Source organism: Pseudomonas sp. S2_A05 (genome assembly GCF_054668485.1).
On sequence record NZ_CP162775.1, the window covers coordinates 2535203 to 2561912 of the forward strand.

Sequence of the window (26710 nt, forward strand, 5' to 3'; positions counted from 1 at the left end):
ATCGTTCCCACGCTCCGCGTGGGAATGCAGCCGGGACGCTCCGCGTCCCTACAGAGCCGAACGCGGAGCGTCCGTTGAGGCATTCCCACGCAGAGCGTGGGAACGATCATGGTAGGGGCTTTGGGCCTTAGTCAGCCAAACGCCAGGTAGTCCCACCCTTGCCGTCTTCCAGCACGACACCCATCGCCGTCAGCTGATCACGGATACGATCGGACTCAGCCCAATCCTTACTCGCCCGAGCCGCCAGACGCGCCGCAATCAGCGCATCAACCTCAGCCGCATCGACCCGCCCTTCAGCGCCCGCCTGCAGGAAGTCATCGGCCTCAAGTTGCAACACACCGAGCACACTCGCCAGTTCCTTCAGACGTGCCGCCAGCCCCGCCGCTGCATCAAGATCGCTCTCGCGCAGACGGTTGATCTCGCGCACCATCTCGAACAGCACAGCGCACGCTTCAGGGGTGCCGAAGTCGTCGTTCATCACCGTGGTGAAACGCTCGACGAACGCCTCGCCACCGGCCGGCGCCACGCTCGGCAGGCCTTTCAACGCATGGTAGAAACGCTCCAGTGCGCCCTTGGCGTCCTTGAGGTTGTCTTCCGAATAGTTGATCGCGCTGCGGTAGTGGCTCGAGACCAACAGGTAACGCACCACTTCCGGGTGGTACTTGTCGAGCACGTCGCGGATGGTGAAGAAGTTGTTCAAGGACTTGGACATCTTCTCGCCATTGATGCGAATCATGCCGCAATGCATCCACGCGTTGGCGTAGGTCTTGCCGGTGGCCGCTTCGCTCTGGGCGATTTCGTTTTCGTGGTGCGGGAACTCCGGGTCGCTGCCGCCGCCATGAATATCGAAAGTCTCACCGAGGCAGCAGGTCGACATCACCGAGCACTCGATGTGCCAGCCCGGACGCCCGGCGCCCCATGGCGATTCCCAGCTCGGCTCGCCCGGCTTGGCGGCTTTCCACAGGACGAAGTCGAGCGGGTCTTGTTTCGACTCATCGACTTCGATGCGCGCGCCAATGCGCAAATCTTCGATCTTCTTGCGCGACAGCTTGCCGTAGCCCATGAACTTGGCGACGCGGTAGTACACGTCGCCATTGCCCGGTGCGTAGGCGTAGCCCTTGTCGATCAGGGTCTGGATCATCGCGTGCATGCCAGCGATGTGATCGGTGGCGCGCGGTTCCATGTCCGGCTTCTGGATGTTCAGGCGCGCTTCGTCTTCGTGCATCGCGGCGATCATGCGCTCGGTCAGCGCTTCGAACGATTCACCGTTCTCGCGCGCACGATTGATGATCTTGTCGTCGATGTCGGTGATGTTGCGCACGTAGGTCAGGTCATAACCGCTGAAGCGCAGCCAGCGCGTCACCAGGTCGAACGCGACCATGCTGCGGCCGTGGCCGAGGTGGCAGTAGTCGTACACGGTCATCCCGCAGACGTACATGCGCACCTTGTTGCCATCAAGCGGCTTGAAGACTTCTTTGCTCTTGGTGAGCGTGTTGTAGATCGTTAGCACGTTAGTTCCTTGACTCACTCACTGGCCCCACGAATCACGCAGGGTCACGGTACGGTTGAATACCGGCTGACCGGGTTTCGAGTCCTTCAGATCCGCGACGAAGTAGCCTTCGCGCTCGAACTGGAAACGGTCTTCCGGCTGTGCGTTGCCGAGCGATGGCTCAGCGCGACAACCGGTCAGCACTTGCAGCGAGTCAGGGTTGATGTTGTCGAGGAAGCTGGCGCTGTCTTCGGCCTTCTCCGGGTTCGGCGAACGGAACAGGCGATCGTACAGACGTACTTCGCACTCGACGCTGGCGGCGGCCGGCACCCAGTGGATCACGCCTTTGACCTTGCGCCCTTCCGGGTTCTTGCCCAGGGTTTCCGGGTCGTACGAGCAACGCAGTTCGACGATGTTGCCGTCGGCGTCCTTGATCGCTTCGTCGGCACGGATCACGTAGCTGCCGCGCAGACGCACTTCACCGGCCGGTTCCAGGCGCTTGTAGCCCTTCGGCGGCTCTTCCATGAAGTCTTCACGGTCGATGTAGATTTCCCGGGCGAATGGCAGCGCGCGCACGCCCATGTCTTCTTTCGGGTGGCGTGGCAGTTCGAGGTTTTCGACCTGGCCTTCCGGGTAGTTGGTGATGACCACTTTCAGCGGACGCAGCACGCACATGGCGCGCGGGGCGCTGTGGTCGAGGTCGTCACGGATGCTGAATTCGAGCATGCCGAAATCAACCACACCGTCGGAACGGTTGGTGCCGATCATTTCGCAGAAGTTGCGGATCGATTTCGGCGTGTAGCCACGGCGACGGAAGCCCGACAGCGTGGACATGCGCGGATCGTCCCAGCCATTGACGTGCTTCTCGTCAACCAGTTGCTTGAGCTTGCGCTTGCTGGTGATCGTGTAGTTCAGGTTCAGACGGCTGAACTCGTACTGGCGCGGGTTCGCCGGCACCGGCAGGTTCTCCGGGAACCATTCGTACAGTGGACGATGGCTTTCGAACTCGAGGGTGCAGATCGAATGGGTGATGCCTTCGATGGCGTCCGACTGACCGTGGGTGAAGTCGTAGTTCGGATAGATGCACCACTTGTCGCCGGTCTGGTGGTGATGCGCGTGGCGAATGCGATACATGATCGGGTCGCGCAGGTTCATGTTCGGCGAGGCCATGTCGATCTTCGCCCGCAGCACGCGCGCGCCGTCCGGGAATTCACCGGCCTTCATGCGCGCGAACAGGTCGAGGTTTTCCTCAACCGAACGGTCACGGAACGGGCTGTTCTTGCCCGGCTCGGTGAGGCTGCCACGGTATTCCTTGGCCTGTTCCGGGGTCAGGTCGTCGACGTAGGCCTTGCCGGCCTTGATCAGCTCGACGGCCCAGTCGTGCAACTGGTCGAAATACTGCGAGGCGTAGCGCACTTCACCGGACCATTCGAAGCCCAGCCATTTGACGTCGCTTTCGATGGCGTCGATGTATTCCTGATCTTCCTTGGCCGGGTTGGTGTCGTCGAAACGCAGGTGCGTGACGCCACCGAACTCCTGGGCCAGGCCGAAGTTGACGCAGATCGACTTGGCGTGGCCGATGTGCAGGTAGCCGTTGGGCTCCGGCGGAAAGCGAGTCACGATCTGGGTGTGCTTGCCCGAGTCCAGGTCTGCCCGGATGATCGGCCGCAGGAAGTTGACCGGCACGGCAGGGCCAGACTTGGCATTCGAGGTAGGGTCGACAGTGGGCTTGCTCATAGGATCCTTGACGTACAGGTGCGCGGCCGCAAAGAGGGGCCAGACAAAACAAAGCCGCTATCATAGCCGATGCTGTCAAGGGCCTGACAGAGCAGCTCTTATAAAGGCACGCATTTAATCGCCGGGAAATGAAAAACCGCCTCGAAATTCGCGCCTGTCACGCTAAACTGCGCACCTTGGCCGAAGCAGGCTGAACCGGTTGTGGGGCTAAAGGTCCCAGAACCACGAATTCCCTATGAAGAGTAATGACCATGACTCAAGTCAAACTGACCACCAACCATGGCGACATCGTCATCGAACTGAACGCTGAAAAGGCGCCGATCACCGTTGCCAACTTCATCGAGTACGTCAACGCCGGTCACTACACCAACACCGTATTCCACCGCGTCATCGGCAACTTCATGATCCAGGGCGGCGGTTTCGAGCCCGGCATGAAAGAAAAGAAAGACAAGCGTCCAAGCATCCAGAACGAAGCGGACAACGGTCTCTCCAACGACAAATACACCGTCGCCATGGCCCGCACCATGGAGCCTCATTCGGCATCGGCGCAGTTCTTCATCAACGTCGCCGACAACACCTTCCTCAACCACAGCGGCAAGACCACTCAGGGCTGGGGTTACGCGGTATTCGGTAAAGTGACCGCCGGCACCGACGTTGTCGACAAGATCAAAGGCGTGTCGACCACTTCCAAGTCCGGCCACCAGGACGTACCCGCAGACGACGTGATCATCGAGAAAGCCGAGATCATCGAAGCGTGATATTGCTGATTTCAGACTTGCATCTGGAAGAGGAGCGCCCGGACATTACCCGGGCGTTTCTGGATTTGCTCGCCGGACGCGCCCGCTCGGCGAGTGCGTTGTACATCCTCGGCGACTTCTTCGAGGCGTGGATTGGCGACGACGCCATGACGCCCTTTCAGCGCTCCATCTGCCAGGCCCTGCGCGATTTGAGCGACAGCGGCACGGCCATATTCCTGATGCACGGCAATCGCGACTTCATGCTCGGCAAGGCCTTCTGCAAACAGGCCGGCTGCACATTGCTGAAGGATCCGAGTGTCGTGCAGTTCTACGGCGAGCCGGTGCTGCTGATGCACGGCGACAGCCTGTGTACCCGCGACGTTGGCTATATGAAGCTGCGGCGTTATCTGCGTAACCCGATCACCCTGTTCATCCTCCGTCACCTGCCACTGCGCAGCCGCCACAAACTGGCGCGCAAGCTACGCAGCGAAAGCCGCGCACAGACGCGGATGAAGGCCAATGACATCGTTGATGTCACCCCGGAAGAGATTCCGCGAGTGATGCACGAATTCGGCGTGAAAACCCTGATCCACGGCCATACCCATCGCCCGGCAATTCACAAGTTGCAGCTTGGTGAACAAGCGGCGAAGCGGATTGTGCTGGGAGATTGGGATCGTCAGGGTTGGGCGTTGCAGGTGGATGAGAGTGGGTATGCCTTGGCGCCGTTCGATTTCGCCCCGCCGCTGGCATTGCCGCACGGCTGAAGAGCTTTACCCCCTCACCCCAGCCCTCTCCCCAGGGGGGCGAGGGGGAAAGGGAGCTGATCGCATGCAGTTCAAAACCTGAGTTCGACTCGGTATCGCAAGTCGATGTACCTCGAACATGCACCGCGGTCAGTCCCCTCTCCCTCCGGGAGAGGGTTAGGGTGAGGGGCTCTTGATTCTAGTGCCCCGAAGCTGCCGGCCCGGCCTTGGCGGCAAACGGCGGTTTCGCCAGCCATACAATCAAAATCAGCCCCATGAATCCCCACCCTAGCAACGTGAAGTAATCCACGGTCGAAAGCATGTACGCCTGGCTCGTGAGGATCTGGTCCATCTGCGCATACGCCGACTGACTCGCGCCACCCAACTGATTCAGGGTCTCGCGGGTGGCAGGCTCAAACGTGCTGATGCTTTCGCTCATATACGCATGATGCTGATCGGCCCGGCGAATCCAGATCCAGGTGGTCAACGACGCCGCAAAGCTGCCGCCCAGTGTCCGCAGGAACGTCGCCAGGCCTGCGCCATCAGCGATCTGGCTCGGCGGCAAGTCCGACATCAGAATACTCAGGGTCGGCATGAAGAACAGCGCCACACCGATACCCATGAACAACTGCACCAGAGCGATGTGCTGGAAGTCGACCTCGTTGGTGAACTCGGCGCGCATGAAACAGCTCAGGCCAATCGCCAGAAACGCAATGCCGGCGAGCAGACGCAGGTCGAACTTGTGCGCGTATTTGCCGACAAATGGCGACAGCAACACCGGCAGAATCCCGATCGGCGCCACGGCAAGTCCCGCCCAGGTCGCGGTGTAACCCATTTGTGTTTGCAGCCACTGCGGCAGGATCAGGTTGATGCCGAAGAACCCGGCGTAACCCAAGACCAGCACCAGCGTGCCGATGCGGAAGTTGCGATGGGCGAACAGGCGCAGGTTGACCACCGGATGGCGGTCGGTCATTTCCCAGATCACGAACACCGCCAGGGCGACCACGGAAATCGCCGCGCCGACGATGATGAAGTTCGATTCGAACCAGTCCAGGTCATTGCCCTTGTCGAGGATCACCTGCAACGCGCCGACGCCAATGATCAGCGTGATCAGACCGACGTAATCCATCGGCTGGCGACTGGTCACCACCGGCCGTTTCGCCAGTTGCGAACGCACCACCATCACCGCAAAGATGCCGATCGGTACGTTGATGAAGAAGATCCACGGCCAGCTGTAACTGTCGGTGATCCAGCCGCCGAGAATCGGCCCGGCAATCGGCGCGACCACCGTGACCATCGCCAGCAATGCCAGGGCCATCCCGCGTTTCGCCGGCGGATACACCGCGATCAACAGGGTCTGCGTCATCGGGTACAGCGGCCCGGCCACCAGGCCTTGCAGCACACGAAAGCCGATCAGCTCAGGCATCGAAGTGGAGATACCGCAGAGAAACGACGCCAGCACAAACAGCATCGTCGCCCACAGAAACAGCTTCACCTCACCGAAGCGGCGGCTGAGCCAACCGGTCAGCGGCAGCGCAATGGCATTGCTCACGGCAAACGAAGTGATGACCCAGGTGCCCTGCTCCGAACTCACCCCGAGGTTGCCGGAAATCGTCGGCAGCGCCACGTTGGCGATGGTCGTGTCGAGCACTTGCATGAACGTCGCCAGCGACAGGCCGATGGTGCTGAGCAACAGGCTGGGCGGCGTGAAAGAAGCGTTATTGCTCATTGTGAATCCTATGAAACCTGATGGTCGCTGCGGTCTGATGAACACAGCAGGCCCTGTGGTAACAGGCCCTTGTGGCGAGGGGATTTATCCCCGCTGGGTCGCGAAGCGGCCCCTCTTTTGGCTCAGGAAAAACGGGCCTGCTGCGCAGTCCAGCGGGGATAAATCCCCTCGCCACAGATAAATCCCCTCACCACAGATAACCGCTCACCACAGAGCCTACTTCTGATCCGGTGTGCTCTCAGCGCTGCGCGGTCTTGCCTGCTGCTGCGCTGTTGTCGTGAATCAACTGGGCAATCATCGCGTCCGCTTCGGCCAGTTGGCGCTCGTAGACGTTGGTGCTGAACGAGGCCTTTTGCGGCGGTTGCTGGGCCAGCACCGGGCCGCTCTGGTCGTGCAGATTGACCTCGACATTGGTCGACAGACCGACACGCAGCGGGTGCTTGGCCAGCTCTTCGGCGTTGATGTGGATACGCACCGGCACACGCTGAACAATCTTGATCCAGTTACCGGTGGCGTTCTGTGCCGGCAGCAAGGCAAATGCGCTGCCGGTACCGGCGCCGAGGCTGTCGACGGTGCCGCTGTATTTCACATCGCTGCCATAAATATCGGCCTCGATATCCACTGGCTGACCGATGCGCATGTCACGCAGTTGGGTTTCCTTGAAGTTGGCGTCGATCCACAGCTGATCCAGCGGAATCACCGCCATCAACGCGGTGCCCGGCTGCACGCGCTGACCGAGTTGCACGGTGCGCTTGGCGACGTAACCGGTGACCGGCGCGATCAAGGTGCTGCGCGCATTGGTCAGATAGGCCTGACGCAGATCGGCAGCCGCCGACATCACGTCTGGATGCGACGAGACCACGGTGTCGTCGACCAGCGCGCTGGTGGTTTTCAGTTGCTGTTTGGCGTTAGCCAGTGCGTTCTGCGCCGAGGTCAGGTCGTCGCGGGCGTGGGACAGTTCTTCCTGGGAAATCGCCCCGCCCTGAGCCAGATTTTTGCGGCGGTTGTAGTTGTCCTGGGCTTTCTGCACTTCGGCCTGCTGCGCGTTGACCTGGGCTTTCATGCCGTCGACGTTGCTGTATAAGCCGCGCACCTGACGCACGGTGCGGGCCAGTTTGGCCTTGGCACTTTGCAGGCCGACTTCGGCATCGTTGGGGTCGAAGTTGACCAGCACCTGGCCTTCCTGGACCAGATCACCGTCGTCAGCGCCGATGCTGACCACGGTGCCGGTGACCAGCGGTGTGATTTCCACGACGTTGCCATTGACGTAGGCATCGTCGGTGCTTTCGTTAAAGCGCCCGATGAACTCGTGATAGGCCCAGACGCCGGCAATGGCGAGCAGGACGACCACGGCGAGGGCCAGCAGCATCACCTTGCGTTTGCGCGGGTTGCCGGTGTCCGGGGTGTTGTCTTGAGCTTGGGTGTTTTCGGCAGTGGCCATGACAAATACCTTGAATTAATGGTGCGACGAGGCGGGGCTGGCGTTGGCTGCGTTCAGGTTTTCACCCTGAAAGCCGCCGCCCAGCGCTTGCATCAGTTGAATCGACAGGTCGATCTGCTCGGCATTGAGGGTCGCCAGCTGACGCTGGGCCTGGAGCAATTGCTGCTCGATGCTGAGCACGTCCAGGTAGTTGCCGATGCCGGAACCGTAACGCTGGACGACGGTGTTGTAAGAATCCTGAGCAATGTCGGTGGCATGTTGCTGCGCGCCGATCTGCCGGCCGATATCACGCAGCTGGTTGATGGTGTCGCCAACATCACCCAGGGCTTTCACCAGGCTTTTGTTGTACTGCGCCACCGCCAGATCGTAATCAGCGTCGCGCGCATCAAAGTTGGCGCGCAGGCGTCCGCCATCGAAAATCGGCAGCGATACGGTCGGCGCGATGTTGAAGAAGCGGCTGGCCGAACCGAACATCGCATCACCCAGCAACGACTCGGCGCCGGCCGAGGCCGACAGGTTGAGGTTGGGATAGAAGCGGGTTTTCGCCGCATCGATGTCTTTGCTCGCCGCCTCGACACGCCAGCGCGCCGCGACCAGATCCGGGCGGCGGCCGAGCAGTTCCGCCGGCAACACCGACGGCACCGCCACGGCGCTGGCTTGCAGAACTTTCGGTCGAGCGATTTCGTTGCCACGATCCGGGCCTTTGCCGAGCAATACCGCCAAGGCGATTTTCGCGCTGTTCAGGCGTTTTTCCGCGTCGATCAGGCTCGCTTGAGAACTGGCTTCCAGACTCTGGGTTTGCTGGAACTGGTACTGGCTGTCGATCCCCGAACTCAAGCGGCGCTGACTGAGGTCGAGCATTTGCCGGGTGCGCTTGAGGTCTTCGCTGGCAAGGTCGTAAACGATGTGCGCCTGACCGAGATCGCTATACGCACGGGCGACGTCAGCGGCAAGTGTCAGCTGCGCCGCCTGACGGTCGACTTCAGCAGCACGAGCCTCGCCGAGTGCGGCTTCCGAGCAGCGCGCTGACCGCCCCACAAATCGAAGTTGTAATTGAAGCCGGCGCTGACATTGCGCACCGTCGCGTAAGCCCCGCCCTGCCCCAGCGGATCCTGATCACGAGCCAGCCGCGAACGGCTGATGCCGGCGCTGGCGTCGAGGGTCGGATAACGCTCGGCGTCGGCGGCATAGGCGGCGGCACTGGCCTGATGGGCGCGGGCTGCGGCGATCTGCATGTCCGGGCTGTCGTGCAGGGCTTCGCGGATCAGGCCGTCGAGCTGCGGATCGCCGAGGCTGCTCCACCAATCGCTTTTCGGCCACGCCGCCGGCGACAGGCTGACGCCGTCCAGAGACTGCGCTGTCTTCAGGCTCTTCGCGTCGAGGCGCTGGCCTTCAGTGTCGAGGCCGCTGTAATTGGCGCAACCGGCGAGGATCATCGCCGACAACAGCAGCGTCAGACTGCTGCGCAAAGTGTTAGCGCTCATTGTGATCACCTAGACGCTGTATGGTGATCGGGTCACCGGCGGCCAGCAGGATTTTCTTCAGGATGTATTCCAGGGTTTTCAACTCTTCGCGGGAGATCGCGCCGGCCAGCTCATTCATCGCATCGGCACCGATGTGCGGCAGACGATCAGCCAGTTGCTGGCCCTGCTCGGTCAGCTTCAACTGCACCTGACGCCGGTCGCCTTCGCTGCGCTGACGAAGCAGAAAAGCCTTCTGCTCGAGACGATCGAGCATGCGCGTCATCGACCCGCTGTCCAGCGACAGATGGCGGCACAGCTCGGCCGGGGTGTCGACGCCGAACTGGGCCATGATGATCAACACCTTGAACTGCGCGGCGGTGATGCCGTGGGGTTCCATGTGGGTATCGATGATCCGGTCCTTGAGCAACGCGGCACGACCGAGCAACAGGCCGAGGTGGCAATGTTTGAATTCTTCCGGGGTGAAATGCTTCATGGGTCGACCTGATGACTGCCTAGGCAGTGAATGTATGTCGAGATGTTACTGCTTAGGCAGCGAATGTCAACGCAATAGTTAGGGGGCTTTGTAATTAATCACTGACCGGCCACGCGGGATCGTTCCCACGCTCCGCGTGGGAATGCAGCCGGGGACGCTCTGCGTCCGTTTTTTTGAGAGCCGGGACGCAGAGCGTCCCTTGAGGCATTCCCACGCAGAGCGTGGGAACGATCATTGGAGAGAACGCGCTCTAGAAATCCCGCTTGTAGAAAATATCCAGCGAACTCGCCACGCCGCTCGCCGCTTCGACGTAGACCTTCTTGCTCAGCTTGTAGCGCAAGGCGATGGTGCTGGCCGGTTCGAAGACGCCGACGCCGTAGCGCAGGCTGAGTTTTTCAGAGATGTTGCCGCTGGCGACGACGCTGGTGTCGTTGCCGCTGCCCTGGGTGTCGAGCTGGAAATCCTCGATGCCCAGATCCTTGGCCAGACCACTGGTGACCCCGGCGCTGCCCATCAGGCCCAGGCCCAGCGCGGCTTGCGCGAGCATGTTGTTGTCTTCGCCGCTGGTGCTCAGCGGACGGCCGAGCACCAGGTACGACAGCGCCTGTTCCTGACTCATCGCCGGTTCGGAGAAGATCTGCGTGGTCGGCTGTTCGGCGCTGCCGCTCAGGCGAATGCCGGCGATGACGTCGTCGGTCTGGCGGATCGCTTCGATGTCCAGATACGGCTGGTCGATGGGACCGGCGAACAACAGACGCGCGCGACGCACGGTCAGGCGCTGGCCGTAGGCGCGATAGCGGCCGTCGTTGAGCCAGAGTTCGCCACGGGTGTCCATGTTGTCGCCGATGTGCACCTGACCTTGCAGATTGGCGGTCAGGCCGAAACCGGCAAAGCTCAGCTTGTCCTGGCCGACGATCACGTCGATGTCCATTTTCATCGCGATCGGTGGTTTGCCCTCTTCGGTCTGTGCGCCGACGATGATCGTGTCGTCGGAGACTTTTACCGTCGATGGCGGCAGCTCGCGCACGGTGATTTCGCCTTTCGGCACCAGCACCTTGCCGGCAACTTTCAGCTCATCGCCGGCCATGGAAATCTTCAGGTCCGGGGCCATTTCCAGTTTGGCGTAGGGCTCGACGCTGACCGGCAATTGCGTGCCCTTGAGCGCCAGATCGACCACCAGCGCCTGCCCCCAAGCGACGTTGCCGTTGAGGCTGCCCTTGCCAGTCTTGCCGCTGTTCCAGCCTCCGTCCAGGCGCATCGATTCGCCGGCGATCGCTGCAGTCAGTTGCAGATTCTGCAGCTCCATCGGCAGTTCGGCGCCGGACACTTCGCCATCGCTGAGCTGCACGGTGCCGTTGACCAGCGGTGCGAGCAAACCACCGGAGATCGTGCCACTGCCGTTGAGGCGGCCGGTGAGTTTCTCGACCATCGGCACGAACGGCCGCGCCACCGACAGGTCGAGGCCAGAGAGGCGGAACGAGCCGCTCAGCGGTTTGTTTTTCGGCAGCGGATTGAGCTGCGCTTGCACCAGCAATTCGCCGAGTTTGCCGCCGACAAAATTGAGCTCGGTGTCGACCCGCTTGGGCGTTAGCTTGCTGCTGAGTTTGAGGGTCTGGTAGGGGAAATCCAGCCAGCGATCCTTGTCGCGCACGCGCAGGGTGCCGCCGCTGGCGTCGACACTGACCACGCCGTTCGGGCCGCTCGCCGGCAAGTCCAGTTGCAGATCGGCGTTGAGCCGGCCCTGCCAGGCGAAGTCTTTGGGCAACCATTGCGCAAGGCTTTCGATCGGGAATTGCTTGAGGTGATAACGCAGCTTAGGCTCGGGCATCAGGCGCTGATCTTCGCCACACAGGCTGGCATTGCCGGACAGCCAGCAATGCGCGCCGAAATTGATCTGGCCGTCCGCCAGGCGCTCCAGTCTAGCCGGGCTTTGCAGCTTCCAGTCCTGGCCACCGGCCTGAATGTCGCCACTGGCCAAGCGTCCGCGCCAGTTGCCCTTGTCCAGATTGCCGTCCAGCCCCAGCGCCAGTTTCAGCTTCGGTCCGATCAGGTCGAGGTTGAGTTTCTGGCTTTTGATATCGCCCTGAGCACTGGCGGTCAGGGTGCCGAGCGAAGTATCGCCGGCCTGAATGCCGCTGCCTTTGAGATTGATCTTCGCCCGCTGCGCACTGTCGAGCGTGGCGTCGAGGTTGAGGCTTTGCAGGCGATTGTCCTGGAAGGCCAGTTGCGAACCTTGCAGATCAAGCTTGCCCTGCGGCGCCTTCAGCGTGCCGGCGACGTTGACCTGACCGTTGACCTGCCCGCGCAATTGCGGCCACAACTGGGCCAGACGCGGCAGCTTGATGTCGATCTGTCCGCCGAGTTTGTCCTGCAGGCTGCCCTTGCCATTGATGCTGTTGTCGCCGAGGCGGATCTGCAGGGCATTGAGATTCCACCGCTCGCCCGCGCCGTCAGCCTTGGCCTGGAGGACCGCCGGTTGGCCGCGCAACTTGCCCTTGAGATCGAGGTCGGCGCTGAGGCTGAGTCGATCATTCTTCATCTCGCCTTTACTCTTCAACGGTCCGGCCAGGGTGCCCGGCAGTTCGGCGACCCAGTACGCCGGGTTGAGCGCCGACAGATCCAGCGCAGTATCCCAGGCGATGCCATCGGCGAAGCGCACATTCACGTGCCCTTCGGCCCTGCCCTGCCCGGCCTGCATGACCAGTTGCGGCAAAGCGATCTGTTCCAGACTGCCGCTGAACGGACTGCTCAAGGTGAACGCCCCGGCCGGGCCATCCAGCGCAGCGTCGAAATTACCGAGATACTGGCCGTCGGTGTAGGACACTTCGCCGGTGAAGGTGCGCAACGTCACTTGCGGCTCGTCGATTTCCGGATAGAGCCGGTGCCACGGGAAGTCTTGCCAGTTGATATTGGCCTGGGCGCTGAGACCCTTGCTCCAGTCGACATTGCCGCTGAGCTTGACGCTTTGCGTGTCGTTGGCGTTGAGGTCGAGGCCGGCGATCTGCGCGCCGTTGGCGTCAACCTTGCCCTTGAGCAGCAGCGCCACCGGTGATTTCTCGGCGGGCAGCGTGGCGTTGCCGAGCAGTTGATAACCGTTTTTCAGGTCGCCTTCGCCGGTGAGCACAAGCTGATTGAATTGCAGGGTGTCCGGCAGATCGGCGCTCGGCTTGAACGCATCGCTGGTGACGCGCAGCTTGGCCGGGAGGTTTTCCGCCAGCGCTTGCAGCTCGCCGTTCAACTGGCCGTCGAGGTAGCCGCGGCTGTCGGCGTGCAGGTTGAGGGTTTTCAGCAGATCGCCGTCGACTTTCAGCGCCAGCGTCCACGGCTCGCTGCCGGGAGAAGGCAAAGTCAAATCGCCCTGAATCGTCAGCGGCCAGTTGCCGCTCGGTTGCAGCAGGCCGGACAGGTTCAGGCTGAGCTCGTCGCGCTGCAATTTCACGCTGTCGATCTGCAGGCCTCGTGCGGTCCAGTGCGCCGCCAGTTGCAAGCCCTTGAGCTGTTCGCTGCCGTTGAACAACAGGCTGCCCACCTCGACGTCGCCCAATTCGATGGCCAACGGCAATTGCAGGTCCTGCAGTGTGATCGGGCCGCTCTCGGTGGTTTCTTCGCTCGGCGGGAATTGCAGGATCACCTGATCGGCCTTGAGCTGATCGATGCACAAGGTCATGCGCGTCAGGCACAGCGGCGACCAGGCGAAAATCGCCTTGTTCAGCTCGACACGGCTGGTGTCCTGCTGCCACACCAGGTGATCGGCACTCCACTGCCCAGCGAGGCGACCGTGGAAATTCTCCACGCTCAAGCCGGGCACAAGGCCCAGCGCCCAACGGCTGCCGGCCTGCGTGCCAAGCAGTGCGGCCAGGCTCAAGACGATTAACACAACCAGCGCCAACAGCGTCAGCGCCGTTATTTTCACACCACGCTTCACAGCTCAGGCCCCATGGAAAAGTGCAGCCGGATGCCGCCGTCGTCGTCCAGCGCATGGGCCAGGTCAAGGCGGATCGGCCCGACCGGAGAGACCCAGCGCACACCTACACCGACCCCGGTCTTGAGGTCGGGCAGTTCGAGTTTGTTGAAAGAGTTGCCTTGGTCGACGAAGGTCGCGACCCGCCATTTCTCGGCGATCGAATACTGATACTCGACGCTGCCGGCAATCATGTAGCGGCCACCGATGCGGTCGCCGTCAGAGTTTTTCGGCGACAGGCTCTGATAGTCGTAACCGCGCACGCTCTGATCGCCACCGGCAAAGAAGCGCAGCGACGGCGGGATCGAGTTGTAGCCGTTGGTGGCGCTGCCGCCGACCTGCACGCGGCCGAGCAGGCGGTGCTTGTCGAATACCGTGGTCAGGCCCTTGACCAGCGCGGTGCCGTATAAAAGGTTGTTGTCCGAACCGAGGCCTTCCTTGGCCACTTTGCTTTCGAAGCTCAGGCGATAGCCGTTACGCGGGTCGATGCGGTTGTCGCTTTTCAGATAGGAATAACTGATGCCGGGCATGAGCAACGTGCTCAGGCCGGAGTCGTCGCCGAGTTCGTATTCTTCACGTTGCCATTTCAGCGAGATCACCCGCTGCCAGCCGCTGGGCAACTTGCTGTGCCATTCCGGGCCGAAAGTCAGCAGTTTGCTGAGGGTGTCGGAGCCTTCGATGTCTTCGAACTGATAGCCGCCGGCCCAGCGCAGTTTGTCGGTCAATGGCGGGTCGAGCGGGATATCGTAGAACAGCCCGACGTTCTGCCGGGGCGCCGAGAGCTCGGCCTCCCAGCCATAGCTGTCGCCCTGCGGGTTGACCCAGTGACGCGTCCAGTTGGCCTTGATCCGTGGGCCGACGTCAGTCGAATAACCGAGGCCCAGGCCCATGGTGCGCGGCTTGCGCGTGTCGAGTTTGACGGCGACCGGAATCACATCGTTCTGCGCTGCCGTCGGTGCTGCATCGACACGCACGCCTTCGAAATAGCCGCTCGATTGCAGGTCGCGATTGAGTTCGGCGATCAGTTCCGAATCGTAAGGCTCGCCTGCCTTGAACGGCACCATGCGTTGCAGCAGGTCTTCGTCGAACGGCGTGTCGCCCTCGAAACTGACTTTGCCCAGCGCATAGCGCGCGCCGCTGTCGTAGATCAATTCGATGTCGGCCACGCCCGCGCGCGGATCGACCATGAGCTTCTGGCTGGTGAAATGACCGCTGAAGTAACCGAAGCGCGAGGCCTGGTTCTGGATCACCCGTTTGGCGTCTTCGTAACGGCCATGGTTGAGCACGGCGCCGGACTTGAGCAGGTCGCTTTTCGGCACGCGAAAGGATTTCAGCGAGGCTGCCGGGCCGTCGACGCGCACGGTGACGTTGCGCAGGCGAATCGGCTCGCCGGGATCGATGTTCAACACCAGACGCGGTTTTTCTCCACCCTTGACGTCACTGTCGATCTGCGGCTGGTAGTAGCCCAACGCCTGCGCCGCTTTGCGCGCCTGCTCTTCGGCGCCGCGACTGAAACGCAGCAAGGCTTCTTCGTCGCGATCGCCGAGGCTGCCGATATAGCCTTCTATATTGGCCTTGAGTTCATCGTTGGACGGCTTGATCCGTACATCCAATTCACTTTGCGCCAGCGCCGCGCAGCTGGATAACAGCATCAGCACGCCGCTGGTAAATCTTCGTGGAAACTTCATAGGCGCGGATGCTATCACGGGCTCGGGAGCCTGATAGAACAGGTAATTTGTGAAGAAGTTCGATCATTATCCCGTTGCTGTTTGTAACACCTGCGGATTGGCGTGGAAAAATACGTGTTCGCGCACCGGCCCGACGGCAACCTCGCCGATCTCCTGATAACCCTGCCTTTTATAGAATTCCAGGTAGCGCGGGTTGCCGGTGTCGAGCACCACGCCTTGCGATGTTTCATCGACGGCGCACCAGTTGTGCACGGCAGTGAGCAATTGTTCGCCGTAATGCTTGCCCTGAAACTGCGGGTGAACGCCGAGCAACGGCAGCATGTGCACCGAATCACCCGGCACGCATGCAGCAACGGCATCGTGGTATTCCAGATAACGCCGGGTGCAGCGAAAACCGGTGCTGAGCACCATGCGCAGGCGCCATGCCCAGCTTTCGGTAACGCCCAGGCGCCGTTGCGGCGGTGCGATCAGGGCGATGCCGATCAAGCGATCGTTGACCAACAGGCCGATCGCCGGCAGGTCCTGGAGAAAATGCTGTTTGACCAACTCGCGCACCGTCGCGCGCACCCGTTGCTCATAGCCGGGACGTTCGGCTTCGAACAGGTAGCCGAAGGTCGGCTCGTGGCGATAGGCCTGATACAGCAACGAGCGGGCTTCGCGCGAATAGCCGCGGTCGAGCATATGGATGTCGGCAACGGCGGTCTGGGTTTCAGGCATTGCAGTGATTCTCCCCGGGGGCGCGCTCGGAGGCTGGCGCTTGTTGGTACGAACCTTGGGCGGATGTGGTGGTTCCCCTGACAGGTATAGACCAAGTCGGGATCTTCATCGATCTCGCCGGCCTCTTCGCGAGCAGGCTCGCTCCCACAGAGGCGCTGCATAGGGCATCACAAATCCCACAGGCCAAAATGATTTGTCCCACACTGGCCCATCTCCCCCATGTCAGCTAGCATCGCCCTTTTGCCAGGACTGCCGACCATGAAGATTGTTTCCTTCAACATCAACGGACTGCGTGCCCGTCCGCATCAGCTGGCAGCGCTGATCGAAAAACATCAGCCCGACGTGATCGGCCTGCAGGAAACCAAGGTCCACGACGACCAGTTCCCCCTCGAAGACATCCGCGCCCTCGGCTACCACGTGCACTTCCATGGCCAGAAAGGTCATTACGGGGTCGCCCTGCTCTCGCGCAACGAACCGATCGCCATCCATAAAGGCTTCGCCACCGATGAAGAAGACGCGCAACGGCGCTTTATCTGGGGCACTTTTGCCGATGCCAACGGCGTGCCGGTGACGATCATGAACGGCTATTTCCCACAAGGTGAAAGCCGCGATCACCCAACCAAATTCCCTGCCAAAGAGCGTTTCTACAGCGATCTGCAAGCGCTGCTGGAAAGCCAGTTCCACAACGAACAGCCGCTGGTGGTGATGGGCGATGTGAACATTTCCCCGGAAGACTGCGACATCGGCATCGGCCCGGACAACATGAAGCGCTGGCTGAAAACCGGCAAATGCAGCTTCCTGCCGGAAGAACGCGAGTGGATGGCGCGCCTGAAAAACTGGGGCCTGACCGACAGCTACCGTCACCTCAATCCCGACGTGAGCGACATGTTCAGCTGGTTCGACTACCGCAGCCGTGGCTTTGAAGATGAGCCCAAACGCGGCCTGCGCATCGATGTAATTCTGGCGTCCCATGGCCTGCTGCCACGGGTCAAGGATGCCGGCGTGGACTACGAACTGCGCGGCATGGAAAAGCCATCGGACCATGCGCCGATCTGGCTTGAGCTGGCCTGAGGGAATTTTCATTGTGGGAGCGAGCCTGCTCGCGAATGCGGTGGATCAGCGACGAATTTTTCGACTGACACGGCGCCTTCGCGAGCAGGCTCGCTCCCACAGGTAATCCCCTGTCATATTTCGGTCACGCGCCTGACTTAATCTCCCCGGCAATCCCCTTGGCTTGATTCGGTGCCGGCATGACCCTGCGTGTTCTCTGCGTTTTCCTGTTGAGTGGCTGGCTGTCGATCTACGCCGCCGCCCTGCCGATCCCCGAAAACGGCCCGGCATTGCGCATTCAGGGTTCCAACACCATCGGTGCCGATCTTGGTCCGGCGCTGGTCGAAGGCCTGTTGCAGCAACAAGGCCTGCTGAAAATCCACCGCGAAACCCCGGACACCGCCAACGAACAACGCATCGTCGGCCAGACCGCACAAGGGCAACGCGTCATCATCGAAGTCGCCGCTCACGGTTCCAGCACCGGTTTCGCTGCGTTGAAAAACGCCAGCGCCGATCTGGCCGCCTCTTCCCGTGAGATCAAGGACAGCGAACTGCTTGCCCTGCAAGCCCTCGGCGATCTGAAAAGCCCGGCGGCCGAGCAAGTCATTGCCATCGATGGCCTGGCGATTATCCTCAACCCGGCCAACCCGCTTGAGCAGTTGAACACCGAGCAACTGGCGCGGATTTTTGCCGGCGAAGTGAAAACCTGGGAAGAACTCGGTGGCCGTGGCGACGCCATTCATTTATATGCGCGGGATGATCAATCGGGGACGTACGACACGTTCAAGGAACTGGTTCTGAGCCGGCGTGGGAAAAGTCTGAGCAGCGCGGCGAAACGTTTCGAATCCAGCGAGCAATTGTCCGATGCGGTCAGCAACGATCCGCAAGGTATCGGCTTCATCGGCTTGCCTTACGTGCGTCAGGCCAAAGCCGTGGCGATTGCCGACGGCGCCTCGCAAGCGATGTTGCCGCTGAATAGCCTGATCGCCACCGAAGACTATCCGCTGTCGCGGCGCTTGTTCTTTTATCTACCGCCGGACATCCAGAATCCGTGGGCGCAGGCGTTGGCAACGTTCGCGCAAAGTCCACAGGGACAGGCGATCGTCGCGACCAGCGGTTTTGTCAGCCAGACCGTGCAGGCCATGAGCGTGGCGCCGAATGCGCTAATGCCAGAGGGTTATCAATCTCTCAGCCGGCATGCCCAGCGTCTGACAGTGAATTTCCGTTTTGCCGAGGGCAGCGCCAGTCTGGACAACAAGGCGCGGCAGGATCTGGCGCGGGTGCTCGACTATATAAAGCGCAATGGCAAGACCGAACGGGCGGTGACGCTGGTGGGGTTTGGTGATTTGAAGGATGACCCGGCGCGGGCTGATCTACTGTCGAAGCTGCGAGCAATGGCGGTGCGGCGCGAGCTGGTCAAAAACGGTGTGGTCATGCGCGAAGTACGCGGCTTTGGTGCGCTGATGCCGGTGGCGACCAACAGCGCGGATGAAGGGCGGATCAAGAATCGGCGGGTTGAGGTTTGGGTGTATTGATCCTGATGTCGATGTGCTGAGTGTACAGGCCCTTTCGCGAGCAGGCTCGCTCCCACATTGGATCTGTGGCGTGCACAAATCTTGTGGGAGCGAGCCTGCTCGCGAATGAGGCGACGCGGTGTTACTGGCCGCCACGCATCATCTCCTTCGGCACATACTTGCCGATCTCGAACTTGCCGATCGCCGCGCGGTGCACTTCGTCCGGGCCGTCGGCCAGACGCAGGGTGCGCTGCATCGCATACATATAGGCCAGCGGGAAATCGTTCGACACCCCTGCCCCGCCATGCATCTGGATAGCGCGGTCGATCACCCGCAGGGCGACATTCGGTGCGACGACTTTGATCTGCGCAATCTCGCTTTTCGCCACTTTGTTGCCGACGGTGTCCATCATGTACGCCGCTTTCAACGTCAGCAGACGCGCCATGTCGATCTCCATCCGCGAGTCGGCGATCTTGTCGATGTTGCCGCCCAGACGCGCCAGCGGTTTGCCGAACGCGGTGCGGCTCACCGAGCGTTTGCACATCAGTTCCAGCGCACGTTCGGCCATGCCGATCGAACGCATGCAGTGGTGAATGCGGCCTGGGCCAAGGCGACCCTGGGCGATTTCGAAGCCGCGTCCTTCACCGAGCAGGACGTTTTCGTACGGCACGCGAACGTTGTCGAACAGCACTTCGGCGTGACCGTGCGGTGCGTCGTCGTAGCCGAACACCGGCAGCGGACGGACGATTTTCACCCCGGGGGTGTCGACCGGCACGAGAATCATCGAGTGCTGGGCGTGACGCGGCGCGTCGGGGTTGCTCAGGCCCATGAAAATCAGGATCTTGCAGCGCGGATCGCAGGCGCCGGAAGTCCACCATTTCTTACCGTTGATCACCCACTGATCGCCATCGCGCACGGCCCGAGCGGCCATGTTGGTCGCGTCGGAAGATGCCACGTCGGGCTCGGTCATGGCGAACGCCGAACGGATCTCGCCGCGCAGCAGCGGCTCGAGCCAGCGCTGTTTCTGCTCTTCGTTGGCGTAGCGCACCAATACTTCCATGTTGCCGGTGTCCGGCGCCGAGCAGTTGAACGGCTCCGGCCCCAGCAGGGAACGGCCCATGATTTCCGCCAATGGCGCATATTCGAGGTTGCTCAGGCCGGCGCCCAGCTCGGACTCAGGCAGAAACAAATTCCACAGACCCTCAGCCTTGGCCTTGGCCTTGAGCTCTTCCATGATTGCGGTCGGCTGCCAGCGATCGCCCTCGGCGACCTGGCGTTCGAACACCGCTTCGGCCGGGTAAACGTAAGTGTCCATGAACGCGGTCACGCGCTCACGCAGTTCTTGCACCTTGGGCGAATAAGCGAAATCCATGGGTAGTTACCTTCTCGGGCAGATGTTGTTCAAGTCATGCAATCGATGCTAGAACAGCGCTGATCATTTACCTAGCCTATTCTCGGCGTGTATAAACATTCATCACCAATATATGATCCGCTGATCGTCACCCCCAAAACACTTGCACTTAATAACAAGAGAAGCCGCGTTATGAATCTGAGCAAGGTCGACCTGAACCTTTTCATCGTCTTCGACGCGATCTACACGGAAGCCAACCTGACCCGCGCCGGGCAGATTGTCGGCATCACCCAGCCGGCGGTGTCCAATGCCCTGGCGCGGTTGCGCGAAACCTTCAACGACCCGCTCTTCGTGCGTACCGCTCAGGGCATGGTGCCCACGCCGATGGCGCAGAACATCATCGGCCCGGTGCGCAACGCCCTGTCGCTGCTGCGCGTATCGGTGCAGGAAAGCCGCATCTTCAACCCGGCGCAGGCGGCCAAGACTTATCGCATCAGCATGACCGATTTGACGGAGGCAATCATTCTGCCGCCCTTGTTCCAGCGTCTGCGCCGCCTGGCGCCGACGGTGATCATCGAAAGCTTTCTGTCCAAACGCCGGGAAACCACCAAGGAACTGGCCGCCGGGCGTCTGGATTTCGCCGTGGATGCGCCGCTCAACACCGACCCGCAGGTACGCCACGTCAAGCTGATGGACGACCGTTACGTCTGCGCCATGCGCAAGGGCCATCCAATGGCGGGCAAGGAAAAACTCAGCCTCGATGACTATTTGTCGCTGACTCACATCCATATTTCCAGCCGCCGCAGTGGGCTGGGTTATGTCGATCTGGCGCTGGGCAAAATGGGCATCCAGCGCAAGATCGCCCTGCGCTCGCAGCACTATCTGATGGCCTCGCAAGTGATGCAGCAGACCGACATGGTCATGACCGTGCCGGAACGCTTCGCCCGCCGCCATGATCTGCAATCGTTCAATTTGCCGGTGAATGATGTGCCCTCGGTGGAAACGCACCTGTATTGGCATGAGAGCACCGACCAGGACCCGGCCAACCGCTGGATGCGCGAGCAGATGATCGAGTTGTGCCAACAGGTGACGGCGCAGGAGAAGAAGCTGGAGAAGGTGTAGGGCTTTTTTACCGCGTTATCGTTCTTCGCGAGCAGGCTCGCTCCCACAATGAATTGCATTTCATCTGAAGGAACGCGGTCGAATGTGGGAGCGAGCCTGCTCGCGAAGAGGCCTGTACGGACACCCCAAATCCATCCCGCTTGACGTAAACGTAAACCACCGATTAGCTTAGCGCCATGCCCCTTTTCCGAGCGCTTTCATGAGCAGTCAGACCTACAGCATTTCCGATCTCGCCCGCGAGCTGGACATCACCACCCGGGCGATCCGCTTTTATGAAGAGCAAGGCCTGCTCAGCCCCGAGCGTCGTGGCCAGGAACGCATTTATTCGCCGCGCGACAAGGTCACTCTGAAGCTGATCCTGCGCGGCAAGCGCATCGGTTTTTCCCTTGCCGAATGCCGCGAGCTGATCGAGCTCTATGACCCTTCCGGTGGTAACACCAAACAGCTCAACAGCATGCTGGCGAAAATCAGCGAACGCCGCGAACAGCTCGAACAGCAGTTGCTCGATATCGAACAGATGAAGCTTGAGCTGGACACTGCCGAAGAGCGCTGCGTACAGGCGTTGGAGCAGACGCTCAAGAGCCAGCAGGCGGTCTAGCCAACACTGGCGCCCCTGTGGGAGCGAGCCTGCTCGCGAATGCATTCTGTCATCCAACATTAACGGTGACTGATCCACCGCTTTCGCGAGCAGGCTCGCTCCCACAGGGTTCTTCGTGAACTAAAAAAACAGGCAGGTCCCACCCATGTCCCTCCCCTCCCAAGTACGCCTGATCGAAGTCGGCCCGCGCGATGGCCTGCAGAACGAAGCCCAACCGATCAGCGTGGCTGACAAGGTGCAACTGGTCGATGCCCTGAGCGCCGCCGGGCTCGGCTACATCGAAGTCGGCAGTTTCGTCTCGCCGAAATGGGTGCCGCAGATGGCCGGCTCCGCCGAGGTGTTTGCGCAGATCCAGCGCAAACCCGGCGTGACCTACGGCGCGCTGGCGCCGAACTTGCGCGGCTTTGAAGACGCGCTCGCCGCCGGGGTCAAGGAAGTCGCGGTGTTCGCCGCCGCCTCCGAGGCGTTCTCGCAGCGCAACATCAATTGCTCGATCAACGAAAGCCTGGCGCGGTTTGCGCCGATCATGGAGGCCGCCAAACAACACGGCGTTACCGTGCGCGGTTACGTTTCCTGTGTGCTGGGCTGCCCGTATGAAGGCACGGTCGCGCCGGAGCAAGTGGCGATGGTCGCGCGCGAGCTGTACGCGATGGGCTGCTACGAAGTGTCGCTGGGCGACACCATCGGCACCGGCACGGCGGGCGCGACCCGGCGCCTGTTCGAGGTGGTCTCGGCGCAGGTACCACGGGACAAGCTTGCCGGGCATTTCCACGACACCTATGGCCAGGCCATGGCCAATATCTACGCCAGCCTGCTCGAAGGCATTGCTGTGTTCGACAGCTCTATCGCCGGCCTCGGCGGCTGCCCGTACGCCAAAGGCGCGAGCGGTAACGTTGCGACCGAAGACGTGGTGTACCTGCTCAATGGCCTGGGCATCGAGACCGGTATCGACCTGGACGCCTTGATTGCTGCGGGCCAGCAGATCAGTGCAGTGCTCGGCCGTCCAAGCGGTTCGCGAGTGGCCAAGGCACGCAGCGCGCAGTGAGGTGTTACCGCTGGGTCAGTGCTGTGGGCAAAAGCGAGTAACACGGAAACAAATTGTCTGGCTTTGCCCTGGGGTGAAAAAGCCCGAAAAACTTAAATCACTGATTTATAAGACTTTTTAAAAGTTGGCACGACACCTGCTATCTCTATGGCATAACAAGAATAAAAAGCCGCAAACCAATAAAAACAAGACGAAACGACTCTGACATAACAAGAACAACACGGCAGAGACGCAGCTAACAGATTTTTTTGGAGAAGGTGTGCTTTTCAGGGTGCTCTCAGGAGTGACCCGCAACCGGGCAGAGAACAATAAAACTACCTTCAGGTAGCTCCCGAATCGGTTGGATCGTTAAACGAGAAAGCAGATCAGCGCTCAAAAAAATACGTTTGCTCTTGACCCCGGATGGGGGTCGCCAAAAAGCTGTACAGGGCCACGGTTGCCAAAAACAACAACAGACCGACCCTCAATAATAAAAAGAGCACGCAACGACAAATTAAAGGGGAGCTTCGGCTCCCCTTTGTGCTTTCTGTGATTCCTGAATCCCCCGATCCCTGTGGGAGCTGGCTTGCCAGCGATTGCGGTAGAACATTCAACATTGATGCTGGCTGACCTGACGCCATCGCTGGCAAGCCAGCTCCCACAGGGTTTAGGTTACCGCTCGATTGTTTTCAGCTCCTCGATACTGATCTCACGCATCCTGAATTTCTGGATCTTGCCCGTCACCGTCATCGGAAACGCGTCGACGAATTTGAAGTAACGCGGTGTCTTGAAATGGGCGATGCGTTCCTTGCACCAGGCTTGCAGCTCCAGTTCGGAGGCGCTGTGGCCGGGGTGGAATTTGATCCAGGCGACGATTTCCTCACCGTAGCGCGAGCACGGAATACCGATCACCTGCACGTCCGCCACCGCCGGATGGGTGAAGAAGAATTCCTCCAGCTCACGCGGATAAACGTTCTCGCCGCCACGAATGATCATGTCCTTGTTACGCCCGGCGATGTTGACGTAACCCTCCTCGTTCATGCTCGCCAGGTCGCCGGTGTGCATCCACCCCGCCTCATCGATGGCTTCGGCAGTAGCCTGCGGGTTGTTCCAGTAGCCGAGCATCACGCTGTAACCGCGCGTGCACAATTCGCCAATGGTGCCGCGCGGCACAAGGTTGCCGGCGGTGTCGATGATCTTGCTTTCCAGTTGCGGCTGGGTGCGCCCGACCGTGGTGACGCGCAACTCCAGCTCATCCGCTGGCCCGGTCTGCAGCGACACCGGACTGGTTTCGGTCATGCCGTAGGCGATCTGCACTTCGCTCATGTGCATTTCGTTGATGACCCGGCGCATGACCTCGATCGGACAGGTCGCGCCGGCCATGATCCCGGTGCGCAGGCTCGACAGGTCGAAGGTCTGCCGCTGCGGCTGATCGAGCATGGCGATAAACATGGTCGGCACACCGTACAGCGCCGTGGCTTTTTCTTCGGCCACCGCTTGCAGGGTCAGCGCCGGATCGAAAGCGTCGTTGGGGTAGATCATCGTGCTGCCATGGGTGACGCAACCGAGGTTGCCCATGACCATGCCGAAGCAGTGATACAGCGGCACCGGAATCACCAGACGATCGGCAGTCGTCAGGCCGAGGCTTTCGCCGACCATGTAGCCGTTGTTGAGAATGTTGTAGTGACTGAGGGTCGCGCCCTTGGGGAAACCGGTGGTGCCGGAGGTGTACTGGATGTTCACCGGTTGATCGAAATGCAGACTGGCGCTGCGTTCGCGCAATTGATCGGGCGAGACGCTGGCGGCCAGATCGCTGAGCTGCGACCACGGCAGAAAACCGGGCGGCGGATTGGCATCGAGGCTGATCACGCCGCGCAACTCCGGCAGGCGTTCGCTACGCAGCTGACCGATGGTGTGCTCGGCCAATTCCGGCGCCAGGCTCTGGAGCATTTCGTGGTAATTCGAGGTTTTGAACGCTCCGGCACAGACCAGCCACTGGCAGCCGGATTGCTTGAGCACGTACTCGAGTTCGGAGCTGCGGTAGGCGGGATTGATGTTGACCAGGATCACGCCGATCTTCGCCGTGGCGAACTGAGTGATGCACCACTGCGCGCAATTCGGCGCCCAGATGCCGAGGCGATCTCCGGTCTGCAAGCCCAGCGCGAGCAAGGCCACGGCCTGCTCATCCACCGCGTCGGCCAGTTGCCGCCAGGAGTAACGCAACTGTTGATGGCGCACCACCAAAGCCTCGCCGTCCGGGTATTGCGCGACAGTCTGATCGAAGCGCTGACCGATGGTCATCGCCAGCAGGGCTTTGTCCTGAGAGCCACGGGTGTAGCTGCGCTGCGGGTTTGCACTGGGTAGATCCATGACGACCCCTATTGTCTTTATTAGTGGGTTTTCCCGGTTTTGAATCCCTGTGGGAGCGAGCCTGCTCGCGAATACGCTGCGTCATTCAGCCTTGAGGGCGACTGATACAGCGCTTTCGCGAGCAGGCTCGCTCCCACCAGAAACAAACCGATATCTGATCCTGAACTGTCCTTACTCTCGCCCAAGTTGACGCTTACGTAAAGCCGATTGACAGTCGAACTCCGGAAGCTTTACGTTAACGTAAAGCTGAACGCCGATTCGTCGTGCGCTCCACCCGATAAAAAAGCCAAAAGGTGCCTCATGAGCTATCCATCCCTGAATTTCGCCCTCGGTGAAACCATCGACATGCTGCGCGATCAGGTGCAGTCCTTCGTCGCCGATCAGATCGCCCCGCGCGCCGCGCAGATCGACCACGACAACCTGTTCCCCGCCGACATGTGGCGCAAATTCGGTGACATGGGCCTGCTCGGCATCACCGTGCCGGAGGAGTACGGCGGCGCAGGTCTGGGTTACCTCGCGCATGTGGTGGCGATGGAAGAAATCAGCCGTGGCTCGGCGTCGGTGGCGTTGTCCTATGGCGCGCACTCCAACCTTTGCGTCAACCAGATCAACCGCAACGGCAACCACGAACAGAAAACCAAATACCTGCCGAAGCTGATCAGCGGCGAGCACGTCGGCGCCCCGGCGATGAGCGAGCCCAACGCCGGTTCCGACGTGGTCTCGATGAAGCTGCGCGCCGACAAACGCGGCGATCGCTTCGTACTCAACGGCAGCAAAACCTGGATCACCAACGGCCCTGACGCCAATACGTACGTGATCTACGCCAAGACCGATCTGGAAAAAGGCCCGCACGGCATTACTGCATTCATCGTCGAGCGTGACTGGAAAGGCTTCAGCCGCAGCAACAAGTTCGACAAGCTTGGCATGCGTGGCTCCAACACCTGCGAGCTGTTTTTCGATGACGTCGAAGTACCGGAGGAAAACATCCTCGGCGTGCTCAACGGTGGCGTGAAAGTGCTGATGAGCGGCCTCGATTACGAACGCGTGGTGCTTTCCGGTGGCCCGACCGGGATCATGCAGTCGTGCATGGACCTGATCGTGCCGTACATCCACGACCGCAAGCAGTTCGGCCAGAGCATCGGCGAATTCCAGCTGATCCAGGGCAAAGTTGCCGACATGTACACCCAGCTCAATGCCAGCCGCGCCTATCTGTACGCGGTGGCCCAGGCTTGCGAGCGCGGCGAAACCACCCGCAAGGACGCTGCCGGGGTAATCCTCTACACCGCCGAACGCGCCACGCAAATGGCCCTCGACGCGATCCAGATTCTCGGCGGTAACGGCTACATCAACGAATTCCCCGCCGGCCGCCTGCTGCGCGACGCCAAGCTCTACGAAATCGGCGCAGGCACCAGCGAGATCCGCCGCATGCTGATCGGCCGCGAACTGTTCAACGAGACGAAATGAATTTCGTCAGCTGCAAGCC

General features: G+C 60.9%; 18 protein-coding genes and 1 pseudogene. 8 read left to right on the forward strand and 11 right to left on the reverse strand.

The genetic code is table 11. From position 1 onward, the window contains the following. Positions 1-127: 127 nt before the first annotated feature. Complete coding sequence (gene cysS, locus AB4O12_RS11520; RefSeq protein WP_460061993.1) at positions 128-1510, reverse strand: cysteine--tRNA ligase; 1383 nt, start codon at positions 1508-1510, stop codon at positions 128-130. A gap of 18 nt (positions 1511-1528) precedes the next feature. After that, complete coding sequence (locus AB4O12_RS11525) at positions 1529-3226, reverse strand: glutamine--tRNA ligase/YqeY domain fusion protein (protein ID WP_460061996.1); 1698 nt, start codon at positions 3224-3226, stop codon at positions 1529-1531. 251 nt (positions 3227-3477) lie between these two features. Between AB4O12_RS11525 and AB4O12_RS11530 the strand changes: the two genes are divergently transcribed. Beyond that, positions 3478-3984, forward strand: coding sequence for a peptidylprolyl isomerase (locus AB4O12_RS11530; protein ID WP_460061998.1), 507 nt, complete (start codon positions 3478-3480; stop codon positions 3982-3984). Further along, positions 3981-4727, forward strand: a complete 747-nt coding sequence (gene lpxH, locus AB4O12_RS11535; protein ID WP_252876571.1) for a UDP-2,3-diacylglucosamine diphosphatase — start codon at positions 3981-3983, stop codon at positions 4725-4727. The genes AB4O12_RS11530 and lpxH overlap by 4 nt, the downstream gene beginning before the upstream one ends. A gap of 178 nt (positions 4728-4905) precedes the next feature. Here the strand turns inward: lpxH and AB4O12_RS11540 are convergent, their stop codons facing one another. The 7 genes and pseudogenes from AB4O12_RS11540 to AB4O12_RS11570 form a co-directional block, all read right to left on the reverse strand. After that, positions 4906-6435: a DHA2 family efflux MFS transporter permease subunit gene (locus AB4O12_RS11540; protein WP_024013426.1), complete on the reverse strand. Its 1530-nt coding sequence runs from the start codon at positions 6433-6435 to the stop codon at positions 4906-4908. Between the two features lie 238 nt (positions 6436-6673). Next, entirely contained in the window at positions 6674-7876 is a 1203-nt protein-coding gene (locus AB4O12_RS11545) for an HlyD family secretion protein (RefSeq protein ID WP_016775298.1), read from the reverse strand. A 15-nt stretch (positions 7877-7891) separates the two neighbouring features. Next, a pseudogene (locus AB4O12_RS11550) lies at positions 7892-9360 on the reverse strand (efflux transporter outer membrane subunit). Next, complete coding sequence (locus AB4O12_RS11555; RefSeq protein WP_016775300.1) at positions 9350-9832, reverse strand: MarR family winged helix-turn-helix transcriptional regulator; 483 nt, start codon at positions 9830-9832, stop codon at positions 9350-9352. The pseudogene AB4O12_RS11550 and the gene AB4O12_RS11555 overlap by 11 nt, the downstream one beginning before the upstream one ends. Positions 9833-10082: 250 nt before the next feature. After that, complete coding sequence (locus AB4O12_RS11560; protein WP_460062002.1) at positions 10083-13757, reverse strand: translocation/assembly module TamB domain-containing protein; 3675 nt, start codon at positions 13755-13757, stop codon at positions 10083-10085. Next, positions 13754-15481 carry an autotransporter assembly complex protein TamA gene (locus AB4O12_RS11565; RefSeq protein WP_460062004.1) on the reverse strand — a complete coding sequence of 576 codons (1728 nt, stop codon included), beginning with the start codon at positions 15479-15481 and terminating at the stop codon, positions 13754-13756. The genes AB4O12_RS11560 and AB4O12_RS11565 overlap by 4 nt, the downstream gene beginning before the upstream one ends. Positions 15482-15547: 66 nt before the next feature. Continuing rightward, a complete protein-coding gene (locus AB4O12_RS11570) occupies positions 15548-16198 on the reverse strand; it encodes a GNAT family N-acetyltransferase (protein ID WP_041477100.1) in 651 nt (216 codons plus the stop codon). Positions 16199-16456: 258 nt separating this feature from the next. Here AB4O12_RS11570 and xthA point away from each other — a divergent pair, with 258 nt between their 5' ends. Both xthA and AB4O12_RS11580 read left to right on the forward strand, forming a co-directional pair. Beyond that, positions 16457-17269 carry an exodeoxyribonuclease III gene (gene xthA / locus AB4O12_RS11575; protein WP_041477104.1) on the forward strand — a complete coding sequence of 271 codons (813 nt, stop codon included), beginning with the start codon at positions 16457-16459 and terminating at the stop codon, positions 17267-17269. Positions 17270-17448: 179 nt separating this feature from the next. Then, positions 17449-18783 (forward strand): substrate-binding domain-containing protein, encoded by a 1335-nt coding sequence (locus AB4O12_RS11580; RefSeq protein WP_460062007.1) that lies wholly within the window; start codon positions 17449-17451, stop codon positions 18781-18783. A 121-nt stretch (positions 18784-18904) separates the two neighbouring features. Here the strand turns inward: AB4O12_RS11580 and AB4O12_RS11585 are convergent, their stop codons facing one another. Next, positions 18905-20134 carry an acyl-CoA dehydrogenase gene (locus AB4O12_RS11585; RefSeq protein WP_323167586.1) on the reverse strand — a complete coding sequence of 410 codons (1230 nt, stop codon included), beginning with the start codon at positions 20132-20134 and terminating at the stop codon, positions 18905-18907. Positions 20135-20305: 171 nt separating this feature from the next. Between AB4O12_RS11585 and AB4O12_RS11590 the strand changes: the two genes are divergently transcribed. From AB4O12_RS11590 to AB4O12_RS11600, 3 genes are all read left to right on the forward strand, one after another. Next, the gene (locus AB4O12_RS11590) at positions 20306-21235 is read left to right on the forward strand and encodes a LysR family transcriptional regulator (RefSeq protein WP_056788837.1); all 930 of its coding nucleotides are present in this window, start codon (positions 20306-20308) and stop codon (positions 21233-21235) included. A 199-nt stretch (positions 21236-21434) separates the two neighbouring features. Then, positions 21435-21833, forward strand: a complete 399-nt coding sequence (locus AB4O12_RS11595; RefSeq protein WP_039763349.1) for a MerR family transcriptional regulator — start codon at positions 21435-21437, stop codon at positions 21831-21833. Positions 21834-21978: 145 nt separating this feature from the next. Further along, positions 21979-22878, forward strand: a complete 900-nt coding sequence (locus tag AB4O12_RS11600; protein ID WP_460062012.1) for a hydroxymethylglutaryl-CoA lyase — start codon at positions 21979-21981, stop codon at positions 22876-22878. Positions 22879-23529: 651 nt separating this feature from the next. Here the strand turns inward: AB4O12_RS11600 and AB4O12_RS11605 are convergent. Further along, positions 23530-25227: an AMP-binding protein gene (locus tag AB4O12_RS11605; RefSeq protein ID WP_460062014.1), complete on the reverse strand. Its 1698-nt coding sequence runs from the start codon at positions 25225-25227 to the stop codon at positions 23530-23532. Between the two features lie 300 nt (positions 25228-25527). Between AB4O12_RS11605 and AB4O12_RS11610 the strand changes: the two genes are divergently transcribed. Beyond that, on the forward strand, positions 25528-26691 hold the full coding sequence (locus AB4O12_RS11610; RefSeq protein WP_460062017.1) for an isovaleryl-CoA dehydrogenase: 1164 nt from the start codon (positions 25528-25530) through the stop codon (positions 26689-26691). Positions 26692-26710: the final 19 nt, after the last annotated feature.